The 12,640-nt window shown below is 40.0% G+C and carries 13 protein-coding genes and 1 other annotated feature; of the genes, 4 read left to right on the forward strand and 9 right to left on the reverse strand.

The genetic code is table 11. The features are described from left to right. Nucleotides 1–125: 125 nt before the first annotated feature. Together FC85_RS01085 and FC85_RS01090 are read right to left on the reverse strand one after the other, a co-directional pair. Complete coding sequence (locus FC85_RS01085) at nt 126–401, reverse strand: helix-turn-helix domain-containing protein (RefSeq protein WP_057863729.1); 276 nt, start codon at nt 399–401, stop codon at nt 126–128. Then, nucleotides 394–750, reverse strand: coding sequence for a type II toxin-antitoxin system RelE/ParE family toxin (locus FC85_RS01090; RefSeq protein ID WP_057863730.1), 357 nt, complete (start codon nt 748–750; stop codon nt 394–396). The genes FC85_RS01085 and FC85_RS01090 overlap by 8 nt, the downstream gene beginning before the upstream one ends. A gap of 165 nt (nt 751–915) precedes the next feature. Between FC85_RS01090 and FC85_RS01095 the strand changes: the two genes are divergently transcribed. Further along, complete coding sequence (locus FC85_RS01095) at nt 916–1,824, forward strand: magnesium transporter CorA family protein (RefSeq protein ID WP_042521520.1); 909 nt, start codon at nt 916–918, stop codon at nt 1,822–1,824. Nucleotides 1,825–1,992: 168 nt separating this feature from the next. Here FC85_RS01095 and FC85_RS01100 read toward each other — a convergent pair whose 3' ends face one another. Next, nucleotides 1,993–2,559: a DUF5776 domain-containing protein gene (locus FC85_RS01100; protein WP_057863731.1), complete on the reverse strand. Its 567-nt coding sequence runs from the start codon at nt 2,557–2,559 to the stop codon at nt 1,993–1,995. A gap of 293 nt (nt 2,560–2,852) precedes the next feature. On the opposite strand from FC85_RS01100, the gene FC85_RS01105 reads away from it, so the two are divergent. Both FC85_RS01105 and FC85_RS01110 read left to right on the forward strand, forming a co-directional pair. Next, entirely contained in the window at nt 2,853–3,200 is a 348-nt protein-coding gene (locus tag FC85_RS01105; protein WP_057863732.1) for a hypothetical protein, read from the forward strand. 25 nt (nt 3,201–3,225) lie between these two features. Then, a complete protein-coding gene (locus FC85_RS01110) occupies nt 3,226–3,573 on the forward strand; it encodes a hypothetical protein (protein WP_147008553.1) in 348 nt (115 codons plus the stop codon). A 140-nt stretch (nt 3,574–3,713) separates the two neighbouring features. On the opposite strand, the gene FC85_RS01115 is transcribed toward FC85_RS01110, so the two are convergent. The 5 genes from FC85_RS01115 to FC85_RS01135 all read right to left on the reverse strand — a co-directional run bounded on the left by FC85_RS01115 (nt 3,714) and on the right by FC85_RS01135 (nt 10,278). Beyond that, nucleotides 3,714–5,735 carry a Cna B-type domain-containing protein gene (locus FC85_RS01115; RefSeq protein WP_338033328.1) on the reverse strand — a complete coding sequence of 674 codons (2,022 nt, stop codon included), beginning with the start codon at nt 5,733–5,735 and terminating at the stop codon, nt 3,714–3,716. A 48-nt stretch (nt 5,736–5,783) separates the two neighbouring features. Continuing rightward, nucleotides 5,784–6,689, reverse strand: a complete 906-nt coding sequence (locus tag FC85_RS01120; RefSeq protein WP_147008551.1) for an Ig-like domain-containing protein — start codon at nt 6,687–6,689, stop codon at nt 5,784–5,786. A gap of 402 nt (nt 6,690–7,091) precedes the next feature. Continuing rightward, nucleotides 7,092–8,486: an amino acid permease gene (locus FC85_RS01125; protein ID WP_057863736.1), complete on the reverse strand. Its 1,395-nt coding sequence runs from the start codon at nt 8,484–8,486 to the stop codon at nt 7,092–7,094. 79 nt (nt 8,487–8,565) lie between these two features. Continuing rightward, nucleotides 8,566–8,807 (reverse strand) — a binding site (T-box leader). 202 nt (nt 8,808–9,009) lie between these two features. After that, complete coding sequence (locus FC85_RS01130) at nt 9,010–9,219, reverse strand: hypothetical protein (protein WP_057863737.1); 210 nt, start codon at nt 9,217–9,219, stop codon at nt 9,010–9,012. Nucleotides 9,220–9,327: 108 nt separating this feature from the next. After that, nucleotides 9,328–10,278, reverse strand: a complete 951-nt coding sequence (locus tag FC85_RS01135) for an AraC family transcriptional regulator (RefSeq protein ID WP_057863738.1) — start codon at nt 10,276–10,278, stop codon at nt 9,328–9,330. A gap of 388 nt (nt 10,279–10,666) precedes the next feature. Here FC85_RS01135 and FC85_RS01140 point away from each other — a divergent pair, with 388 nt between their 5' ends. Beyond that, nucleotides 10,667–11,290: a DUF308 domain-containing protein gene (locus FC85_RS01140; protein ID WP_057863739.1), complete on the forward strand. Its 624-nt coding sequence runs from the start codon at nt 10,667–10,669 to the stop codon at nt 11,288–11,290. A 142-nt stretch (nt 11,291–11,432) separates the two neighbouring features. Here the strand turns inward: FC85_RS01140 and FC85_RS01145 are convergent, their stop codons facing one another. After that, a complete protein-coding gene (locus tag FC85_RS01145) occupies nt 11,433–12,437 on the reverse strand; it encodes an acyltransferase family protein (RefSeq protein WP_057863740.1) in 1,005 nt (334 codons plus the stop codon). Nucleotides 12,438–12,640 lie beyond the last annotated feature (203 nt).

Consider the following 12,640-nt stretch of genomic DNA (forward strand, 5'->3'; position numbering starts at 1 on the left):
AGTTAGAAGCTGATTTTTATCGGCTTCTAACTGGATCTAATCTTAGATTGTTTTTTTATCAAGATTAATTTTGAATATCGTCACAATGACATGACGAAAAGGTGTAGTAATGAGATCGACAATGCTTAAACAAATTCGATCTTTAATTTTTTATGGGCGGCTTGAGCAATTTGATTTAACAATTGCGTTGAAACATTCATATTGCCATGCTCAATTCGTGAAATTGTCGACTGTGGTTTGCCTATATATTTTGCAAATTCACGTTGAGTCATGTGCAAACTTTCTCTTAAATTACTAACAGCAACGGCGGCATCAAGATTAAAGCCAACTTGATCAAGACCAGATGCAAATTCTTTATCATGGTTCCGGCGATTATTCATATATTCATCGATTTTACTCATGACCATTTCTCCTTTCATGAAAATATGTATTCCTCAGTCTGATTCCTCGATTAATTTCTTTTATTGGTGTTTTTTGTGTTTTCTTAGTGAAACCATGGGTGATCATATATTGGCTTTGATCTATTTGGAAGTAAATCACCCTTTGAATATTTGATCCTTGCCTTGATCGAATTTCGTATAAATTATTTTCTAGTTTTTTAACCCATTCTTGTCGTTCGGATGTTTGTAGTCCATATTGTTCGATTTTCCGGATTAGCTGGACTAATTTTTGAGCATCCTTTGCTGGCAACGAATCTAAAAATGTTGCAAATTTTTCCCAGTCATAATATGTAAAAGTCAGCTTTTTCATACTTTCATGATAGCAAGTTCGCAATAATAAAGCAATCACTTTTATTTAGAATCAAATCTCATTATCGTTTAAATAATATTATTAACCTAATATCACATTTTCCCCTCAATATTCGGTATGATAGAGATAACGCATTGTTAAATAACGATTCACAGGAGAGTTCGTATGATTAAACCTGAAAAAGAAATCCGGGGAACCAAGTGGATTGAAACGGTTCGCTTAACCCCTGAAGAACGTCAGCAGTTAATGAAAGAGTACGGCATTGATGAGGATATTATTGAGTATGTCGTTGATAAAGATGAAAGTACCAATTTTGTTCACGATATTAACGAAGACGATCAATTGTTTATTTTTTTGGCGCCGTATGTTTTGGACCGCAAATTACTGCGGTATATTACCAGACCGTTTGGGATTCTGTTACACAAAGGGGTTCTGTTCACCTTTAATGAGAGTCGGATCAAACAGGTCGACGATGCGTTTCAGACGGCTGCTGAAAATCCGGAAGTTCAAACGGTTGACGCTTTTATTTTGGAAACGTTGTTTGCCGTGGTTGACAGCTATATGCCAATTTCTCGGGCGGTTACCCGCAAACGAAATCATTTGGATAAAATGCTCAATCGAAAGACCAAGAATGCAGATTTAGTGGCATTATCTTATTTACAACAGACACTGACCTTCCTGACCAGCGCGGTTCAGTTGAATTTGAGCTTGCTTCAACGACTGCCGAATACCTACTTTGGTAAAAATGCCAATCAGGAAAAGCGTGATTTGTTTGAAGATGTCACGATTGAAGCCGAACAGGTTCAGCGGATGATTGAAATTGAAACCCAAGTTGTGGATCGCATTGATCATACATTCAACAGTATCGCCAATAATAATTTGAATGATACCATGAAGTTTTTGACGATTTGGTCGCTGACAATGGCCGTACCGACAATTATTACCGGTTTTTACGGGATGAATGTGAAGTTACCGTTAGCGACTTTACATGACGCTTGGATTATCGCCATTATCATTTCGGCTGTTTTGATTGTTTGGCTGTTGATCATGCTACGGCTGCATCATAAAATGTAAGCTATAAGGATTAGCGGGTCAAAAAAAGGATCAGTCACGGTCGATTGCCGATAACTGATCCTTTATTTATTAAGGGTGGGGTGAAAGGCGGTTACGCTGAAGGTTGCTTTTCTGACCATGTTTTCTTGAGAATAATCCTGGATTGTTTTATTGAGGAAAATTTAGTGGCTACATTGCCTTCACAAATAGTTTGCTGGCGGTGACATAACCACCGGATGCAAGTCGATACGTAATGTTGCCGTTGTTAAACTTCTTGATTTTGCTGACCTTAAGTGACTGATGAAATTGAAAATGCTTCATCTTATTTTTAAGGGTTGGTGATTGGTAACTATTTATCCCAATGGTATCGGTGACGATGATCCGTTTTGATTTGGGTAGGGATGCATAAAATTGACGCGTCACATAGTCAGGGTCAGAAGTGATGAAAGTGCCATCGTCAAGCTGATATTGCAGAGCGCCCGTACTGGATTTTTGGGTGCCGGTAACCACTAATTGTTTGGATGGATGATTAATGCCGGTCAAGTTGCTTTTGGTAAAATCGGCAGTTTTAAAAGAATGGACTTCCTTTTTAACAACAATTTTAAATGGCGATACCTTGGTTGTGGTTGAGCCGTAAGTCGTGTTTTCCGAACTGTGATTGGATGCTGCATTGACGGCCTGTGTTTGAGAAAGCAAGCCGCCGCCAATGACGAATAGGACTGCTGCCATTATGGTCTGACGTTTAATTGATAACATAAAAAGTCTCCTCGTAAGCTGGATTTGTCACCCTTACCATGTCTTTGATGACACTCTTAACATAACAAGGAGATGTAAATTTTTAGACTTAAAATTCGTAAAAGGCGTGTAAATTTTAGTGAGTATTGGGATGTTCAAATGACTCGGCTGAAATGGCGACTAATGGTTGATTTTTAGTTAACTTTTTGAATTTGGTCACTTTTCTCGGTTGCTGCGTTATACTGTTACTTACAACTAAATTGATCGACAATAGATCAATAGTTAAGAAATTGATGAATGTGAGGAAAAATAAATTGCAGAAAAAAGTTCAACCCGTCATTATAAGTGCGGTTTTTAATCTAATTGCGACAGTTGCCATTTTGCTTGGATACATGCTGATGACCGCCGGTGCCAATAATCTGGTGATTTTTATGGGCGTCGCTATTATCCTATTGATCGTTGATGTTGCGTTATTTATCAAACAGCGGCGTCATCTGGATTGGGATAGTTGGGCGTTCTTTTTCGTCATTTACATTGGCACATTAATTACCAACTTTTATCCCAATGCTACTTTTGCCGTTAACGTTATGGTCGATGTTTTATGCATCGGCTACATGATTTGGCTTTGGCGGAAGTACCGAAGTGGTAAAATTAAGTCATAATGATTGGTTAACTGGGGGTGACAGATTGAAGAAGGCACAACAAAACTTATTACAAGCGATAATCAACACGTTGGCTTCAGTCGCAAACTTAATTGGTTTCTTCATTATTATGAATAGCAAAAATCCGATGCCAATCTTCATTACTGTGGCAGTGATTCTGGTTATTTTGGATATTGACCTCTTTGTTTACCAGCACCGCCATTTAGATTGGGATATTTGGGTGACATTCTTTGTGATTTATGTTGGCACGTTGATTACTGATAAATTTCCGGCCTGGAACTTATATGTCAACACGGCTGTGGGCATTTTGTGTTTTGTTTATATTTTCTGGGTTTGGCGAAAAGTCAGCCAACGAACAAAATCTAAAAAGTAATTCTGATTAGTTTGCTTATTTTAAATACAAAAAGAGAACCGGTATCAACCACACTAAGAGGGTGATTGATACCGGTTCTTTTGTAACTCATGATTCCCTAATGAGTTTAAAATAAATGAATCCGATTCTTCTTAAGGCAATCAAGATTTAGGTCGAACAGCTTTAGCCATGCCTAAGATGCTAAGCAACACGGCACCAACAATCGTCATGACGATACTTTGGTTACGATTATCGTTGGTTTGTGGCAATTTTGCCAAGCCATTGGTAGGTTGAGTTGTTGTCGAACCAGCACGATGATTAGACCCATTTGTTGTGGGTGTTGTCGAGGTGTGATTGGTCCTTGATTGATGGACCGGAATCTTCGGGGTAACTTTTGCTGGTACCTTGGGATTAATCGTTGAACCAAAGTTGAAGTTTGAGCCCTTTGAACCCTTATGATGGGTTGGTTGGGTTGGTTGATTTGGCTGATTAAATGGTAGGGAAGGAATGACGGGTGTCTTCGGTGTTTCTGGTGTTAATGGGACATCCGGTGTCGTTGGCGTATCAGGTGTTGTCGGCGTGGACGGCGTCGTTGGCGTTCCAGGTGTCACCGGTGTACTTGGTGTTTTTGGTACGAACCTGTTGATTAATGTTACGCTGCCATTCTTTACTGATTGTTGGCCAGCCGTGGTAGTTGTGTAACCATCGGGAACCGCATTTTCAGCGACCGTGTAAGTGATCATTTTCCCTGATTGGTCAGTCGCTGGTAAATCAGTAAAGTTGGCTGAATAGCCATTGGCTTGATCCAACGTAACCGTTTTACCCGTTGATTTACCGTTGGCATACAATGTCGCCGTAATTGTTGGGGTGGCTGTGCCGGTTGGAACGTCTTGCCAGATCTTATGAACCGCGATCGTCGTTGTCTTAGGAATAACCGGCTTATAGTTGTTAATCAACGTGACCTTGCCATTTTTAATAGGTTGTTGACCAGTGGTGCTGGAAGTATAGCCAGTGGGAACAGTTGTCTCGGCAACCGTGTAGGTGATGGTGTGGCCAGCTTTGTCGGCAATCGGTAAATTAGAAAATTGATTGGAATAACCATTCTTCTGATCCAACGTAATTGTCTTACCGGTTGACTTGCCATTGGCATACAGCGTTGCCGTAATTGTTGGCGTTTTTGTCCCCGTTGGAACATTTTTCCAAATCTTATCAACTTTGACAGTCGTTGTCTTTGGAACAACCGGTTTGAATTCGTTGGTCAGGGTAACAGTGCCATTTTTATCAGGGGTTTGTTGCCCCGGTGTCTTTGACGTGTATCCTTGAACCGGCGTTTCGGCAACCGTGTAGGTAATCTTGTTACCATTAGCATCGGTCTTGGCTAATTTGGAAAATTGGCCTGAATAACTGTTATTCTGAGTTAGTTTAACGATTTTGCCGGTTGACTTACCATTCGCAAATAACGTTGCAGTCACATCAGGTGTCTTGGTTCCTTTAGGAGCACCTTGCCAAACCTTTTTAACTGCGATATTGGTTGTTTGAGGAATATAAGTGTTGGTCAACGTTGCCTTGCCATTTATGACTGACTGTGGTTCGGTTGATGTGGTGGTATAGCCCTTTGGAACAGATGATTCGGCAACTGTATACGTAATTGGTTTGCCATTGGCATCATTTTGATCAAGATTACTAAACTCGGCTTGATAACTGTTTTTGGTCGTTAAACTCACAGTCTTATCCGTCTTTTTACCGTTTTCATATAAGACAGCTGTTACATCAGGTGTTTGTGTCCCTGATGGGATCCCCTTCCAAATCTTATTGACGGTGACTGTCGTCGTTTTTGGTACATACGTGTTGGTAATGGTGACGGGTCCATTCGTAACCGTCAGTGGATTTTGAGTTGTTGCGTCAGAGGTATAGCCTGATGGAACAGAATCTTCAGCAACGGTGTAAGTAATCGGGTTTCCGCTTGAATCATATTCGGGTAAATTGGGAAATGAACCTTTATACTGATTGGTTTGATCCAAGGTAATTGTCTCAACTTTGGCAGGGGCACTGTTTCCAGACTTCTTAAACAAAGTTGCATTAATCGGTGGTGTGTTTGTGCCGGTCGGAACATCTTTCCACTTTTTGACTACTGGGATGGTTAAAGAGGTTCCACCGGCATGCCCATTACCGCCAAGGGGGATAGTCGCCGTTGTGTGAGTAGTATCAGCAGTGAATTTTCCACCGCTGCCCTAATCATTACCACTGATTGAAGCAGTGTTTGTGAGCGTTATTCCCGATCCATTCTGCAGATAGGGTGAATTCTTATTAATTTGGGATAAGTATTCAATATTTACCGGATCCTTTAATGGTGTTGGAGAAAGCCATTTTATTGTAAAGGAGGTTGGATCTGTTTTATTAGGCTGATAATCAATTGCGTAATTGGTTCCTTCTTTATAGGTAGTTGCAGGCTTGCTATTGCTCGTAACGTATAGCGTACTCGGGAGCATTGTTTCTTGATTCAGATTGTCCAGTGTGTCATTAATTGAAACATCGGTTAACGATTTACTATCTGGATTAACTTGTAAATCCCATACGACATATTGATAGCGGCCGTTTTTATCTAATCCATAGGGTTTGTTATCCAGCCACGTACCATCTTGCCCCCAGCCGCGTTTGCCAATGTAGGAAGTTCCGCCGGTTCCACCACCGCCGGGATCATGACTTCCGATAATTGTAAAAGAGAGGTTTCCGGCCATCTTATTTGGATTTTTTGAAAAGTAATCGGAGAATGTGATGGTTCCAAAATTATCCCCGGCATTAGCTTGAAAGGTACCGACAATATCTTTACCATCAAGGCTCATAATATTAAAACTTTGTTGAGAAGAAAACTTTGTTCCTGCTGGCAAAGCGACTTTTGCGGTATCACCCTTTTGAACGTTGGTACCGTCTTTGATTGTAAAATTGTATGTCAGCTGATAATTGTCATACGGACTCCAATTCTTGGAATCACTTATTTTAGCAGGAGCGTTAGTAGCTGTATCAATTGCAGTGGGGCTGGTTCCCGAAATACCACTAATACTGCTGGTAATATCAGCCGCCTTGGCAATCTGTGGGTGGAAACTTAAGCTGGTACAAAAGGAAATAAATAGTAGCAAAATGCTCAACCATTTCCAAAATCTTCCAGTATTTATTTTATTGAACTCAGTTATCACAATAAGGATTACCTTCTTTTAGTATTGTAAAAAAATTAAATGTCTATCTCTTTTATAACGCTTGTGAAGCCTGATTACAATAGGTATTCGGGCATTATTTTATGTAACCGCTAAAGTAAACAGAGTGAGCCAAAGGGCGGTTAACTTCCAGAGTGCAATTGGATTATCCTAATATTCTGGGCTTGAATATTGGGATAATTCGATTGCACGGCAGGAAGTTGCCTTTTGGCTCACGTTTCCGCTCGGTAATAATCATGATGACAAAAACAGGCCTGGACAAAATCACTTTGTCTCAGTCCCTTTGTAATAATTGATTCGATTTTCCATGAAAAATAACGGGTCGGATTAGTCCTCTTCCGCAATTTCGACGCGTTTGTGACGATAGGATAACAAAGCGTTAAAGCCTAATCCCCAAGCCAAGGCACCAATGGCTGGCCAAATTGAGGTTTGATTAAAGAAGAGACTGACGAAAATTGCAATGAAGAAAGCAATGGTTAGCGGATTTGACCAGCGATATTGCGGCATTTTAAAACCATTGAGCTTGAAATCAGCTGACTGGCGGTACCTATAATGGGCCACCATGGTCAAAATGCAAACTAAAATATAAATATCACTTGAAACGGACGCGATGAAAGCAAACGCGGTGCTTAATGAATTAAATGAGCTGATGATCGGTGCCAAAATCATCATTCCGGCTGAGAAGAGAACACTGACAATTGGAATCCCATTTTTAGAAACTTTCGTGAAGAAACCCATTGATTTTGCAGATGATTCTTCAGCTAACTGATACAGGTGGCGTCCCGTTGAAAAGATGGCACTATTCAAAGTTGAACAAGCGGCGGCAATCACGACCAGGTTAATGATTTGTGAAGCGGCAGGGAGTCCAGCTAATTTAAAGATTTGGACGAATGGACTTTCGTTTGGATTCAACGTGTTCCATGGGGTGATGGCCATGATGATGAGCAAGGAACCGATATAGAATAACAGAATTCGGCCAATGATCTGGTTAACGGCTCGCGGTAGTACTTTGAGTGGTTGCTTAGTTTCGGCAGTTGTAATGCCAACAAATTCCATTCCTTGAAAAGCAAAGAAGACCATTGGAAAAGCGTTGATAAATTGATGTAAGCCATTGGGAAACATACTGAAATGATTAAAAATGTTTCCCCAAGAAGCGGTTGTCCCAGATGGATTTCGATGACTCGTTGAAACTAGATAAATGCCTAATCCAATGAGGGCAATGATAGCCAGAATTTTAATTCCCGACAAAAAGGTTTCTGATTTGCCGAACGAACTGACCATTGCTAAATTGACAATCGTTAATACTAATAGGAAGAAGACTTGAATCAGCCAAGCCGGCACCCCGGGAAACCAGTATTTGACGTAGGTTGAAATGGCTGTTAATTCTGCCATTCCAGCTAAAATGAGTTCCAACCAGTAACTCCATGCGGCGAAATAGCCCAATCTTGGATTGACGTATTTGCCAATGAACGAGACGAAGGTATGTTGTTCAGGATCGGCGTACATCATTTCACCAATTGCCCGCATCATCAGGAAGAAAAAGAGTCCGATAATTAAATAAACAAATAAAATTGAAGGACCGGTGCGATGAATCGTACTGCCGGCACCCAAAAATAGTCCCGTTCCAATTGAACCACCAAAGGCAATCATTTGCACAGCGGTATTGGATAACCCCCGAATTGTCCCATCTTTATTGATTTCAACTTCTTTGGATTTTGCCATAAATCAACCAACCTCTATTTCCTAAAAATTAATTATTGCTTAGCCATCGAGACACAAAAAAACGTCCCCACAGAAAATCTGCAGGGACGTTTTGACGCGGTACCACCCAAATTTGTGATTGTTTTGCAGCAATCACCTCATCAACTCTTTTGCCAATGGCTAGTCAAGTTTGAGACGGTAACGGGTCTTAACGTAGGCATCGCTTTCACGTGCCTAATGCTCTGAGCTCATCTTCGCAGGTATTATTGTTACCGTCTTTCACCGATGAACGGTTCTCTTTAAAGCAATCATGCTTGCTACTCTTCTCATCAACGCAACTGATTTAATTGTTACTAGTGATTTTATCATGATATTTTAATTTTTCAAGAGGAAAGAAAGGAAAAATCGTCAGTAATTGTTTGAATTAATAGACCGTTCGGAAAATAAACTAAATTAAAATGGTTTCGGATTTTGAGGTGGCTAATAAAAAAAGATCGTTATCACATTGGCATTACCTGTGATAGCGATCCGCTTTAACTCAGAGCTACTGCTTCTTTTCTTCACGTCGACGCATTTTGCGATCCAAATTAATGCTTAAATAAATCGCAATTAATAGGACAGCTGCAATTGTAATGGTGGTTAAATTGTTTGCCAGGGTATGGTCGGCCACCTTCCACGCTAAAACGATTAGGGCAACTTGAAAGACCCAAGATAAAATGGATTGACCAGCGATTGGCTTTGCTAAATACTTCATAATAATTCTTCTCCTTTAATGTTGGAAAAATAATTGCAAATAAGAATATAAAATAAAATTAATCAGAGACATGATAAAGGTGGTTATTCCGATATTCAAATCATGACATTATTCCGGAATGTCACCATTTTCTGGAACATAATCGATCAAATCAGCAATTCGTTTCGGAATTGGAATCTTGGCGTCGACGTTTGGACTGTCTTCGGGGAGAGTATCGTAAGATTTCCGATACTCGCTTGGTGTTACGCCGGTTGATTTCTTGAAGTGGCGCATGAAGACGCGGGGATCGTTGAAATAGGCGTTAGTGGCGATTTGATTAATTGGCATGTCAGTTCGAACCAGTAGCAGTGTCGCAACTTCAATCTTTAGGTGGTTGAGATATTGATGGAGCGTCATCCCGGTTTGCCCTTTAAATAACCGGGTTAAATAATCTGGATTCAGGTCCACCCTGGCTGAAATCTCTCTAACCGTTAAGTTATTGGACATATTGGCACGAATCCATTCTTTGAGAAAGCGGATCCGGGCATTTTCTTCTGAGTAACCATTTTGACTGACATAGTGTTTGAACAATTTGATCAGGAGCGCGGATGTCAAATAATCACGTTCTTGAAGTGGTGATGAATCCGGATAGATTGCGAGAATCTGGTTAATCAAGACGATCGTTTGATCTGGATCGGCTAACTTAAAGGTAACCGGTAAGACAATGCGATTGTTGGCGGGCTCATCAATTCTCATCTCGTCGATAATGTGTTGCTCATCTTCTTCAAACATATTGTCCCGAGCTTGGGAAAAGAAACGAATCCAGTAATAACTGACGGATCTTGGGGATGACTGGTAGCCACCAAAGTCTTTAAACGGTGGAATCAGTAGCAAATCACCAGAATTCAAGACGTAGTGAGTTTGATCAATTTGCAGATAGATCGGGCCTTCAATACAGAAGATCAACTCATAATCGCCATGATTGTTGCCTTTTGAAAGTTGCCAACCGCCAGTGGAAGTAAATTCACCACCTTGATAATAAAGAAGCGTTTTTTCAAGAGTAAATGGAAAAAATAGCATTTTACTCACCTCACATCTCTATTATTCCTTATTTTGTGGTAAAGAAAACGGTTTAGCGGCAACTTGTCGGAAACGGTTACAAAATATGTGAAAGTGGGTCATTAAAATAACGCTATGGCCAATTTTGATAATTTGCTTTTTTAGAAACAGGTCCTACTTAGATGCAACGTTGATTTAGCGTTCATAAATTAATTTGACTGCGGGTTATTGAAATGCTAAATTATTTGTTGCAACAAGTTATTAACTATTGGGAAATGAAGGCTTTAATGAATTAAGAAAAGTTAGTTAAAAATTGAGTTCATACCGATATTTAAATTGTGTTTTCAAAATCAATTTAAGTTGAAAACTGTTATTTGAACCTTAAACTAAAATTGCGAGGAGGCCAACATTGCTAAAAATATTTGTTGCCATTACGATTATTGGCTTAATTATGCTGTTTTTGGGAATTTTTTCCTATATTACGGCAACTTACAAAAATGAAACCCGGGGGATGTTTGTCTTTTTGATTGGGTTAAGCGTTGTGATGGTTATTGGCGGCGGCTCGATGATTCCCCATGCTTATGCGCAACAGACTGTCTCTCAGAAGCCGGCATCCGCCCAACAGCAAGCATCAATGTCGTCAATTAATCAAGATCAGAATGGCCCTTTTGACGGCGGAACTCATCAGCGAGCGGCGTCTAAGCAACTTTTTGCTGAAAAGGTGATTAAGAAGCAGTTAAGTAAGGACTATCGAAAATTGGGAACGGTTATGCTTAATCAAACGCATAAAACGTTCGTCCTAACAATTTCAAACAAAGATTTTAATCAAGCGATGACCTATTTGAAGACGCACCCTAAGCAGGCACAGCAGTTAAAATGGCCAAAAACGGTTAGCGGGTTTGAAAAAACGAGTTTAATGATTGAAAACGGTCTTAACAAGCACTATCAATTAAAAATAATTGCTAAAACACCTCACCGGCAGCCGATTTTAACTGTAGCGAATGGTCAGAAGGTTCGAAGTTTTGTTAAGTAATCCTTCTAGAAATAAATTGTAAACATTGATTTAGACTAAAACATCCATCAAGTCAACCCGATCATTCGGATTGATTTGATGGATGTTTATTTAAGATACGAAACTTTTGACTATCATATTTTTTCAAATTATTGGTGCAAATTCAGCTCAAATACAAGCTCCGATTCTGCATTACTGGTTGCTTTATCCGCGTAATTAACATCGGCACAATCACGGCGATGATCACTTGAGTAGCCACGTTGGTGATTCCTGCCATCGATGCGATATCTAACAGCGCGTTATGCAAGTACATGATGATCATCGTATGTTGGCCAATGGTTGCTAAGATGAAGCTGCCGGAAAGCCGGGATGTTAAATATGACAAGCCAAATACCCCAAATGAAAAGACAAGTGGAATCATGGCTAATAACAGGATTTTTGGCAATGAGGCGTCGATCATATGTGACTTCATCGAGAATTTAAAGTTGAAGTTGCCGTTGATATAGCCGGCAATTAAGATTCCCATTCCAGTTACCAGTAGCGTAATTGGTCGTGGCTTTTCAATCCAACTGTAGTCAGTGTGCAAGAATAGGTAGCCAATGTAGGTGAAGAATGCAGCAATTAACACGATGTCTAAATTCCACGGCATCATTTTAAAATTGTAAAAGGTCAGCCAGTCAAATTTGTCGTAGCAGGTACTTAGAAACAGGCCACCAGAAACAATGGCAAATTGCAGCCAACGTGATTTAACCGTTGAAATTAATAATGTGATTGCTACAATTGAAATCAAGTAGACGTTGATGAACCAGAAAGTACTTGTGTAGAGATTTAAGGCGCGACCACCAACCATTAAACGTGATAAATGATTGACCAGGTACTGCCAATCTTCATTGTATAAAATACTATACAAGGTGATTAGGCCAATGCCGGCTATAAAATAGACTAGTAAATCTCGGTGAATTCGTTTATTAAAGAACCTTTTCCATTCAGTTAGTTTAGCGGCATCAATCGGTTTTAAGAAGAACCCGCCAATGATGAAGAATAATGGCATGTGCCACCAGTAAATAATGTGAGTTGTTGTGCCACTTGCCAGTGCATGGCCGATCACGACCGCGATGATGCCGTATGCTTTTGCAATGTCAATCCATTCAATTCTCTTTTTACTCATAATAATTCTGCGATCACCCGAACCTTTCCGAAAGTTTATTGAGCCGCTAAAGCGATAGCGGTTCATTTTCAATATTATTTATACCAGCCTAACCTTAAATGAGCCTTTAAGGCAAAATTCAAATCTATCAATTTTGAGAAGAAATGAAAGCTTCGACTCATATTGTAATCGGCAGGGCTCATTTGTTAATAAGGAGAAAACCG

Origin of the sequence: Lentilactobacillus diolivorans DSM 14421 (genome assembly GCF_001434255.1) — a bacterium.
GTDB lineage: Bacteria > Bacillota > Bacilli > Lactobacillales > Lactobacillaceae > Lentilactobacillus > Lentilactobacillus diolivorans.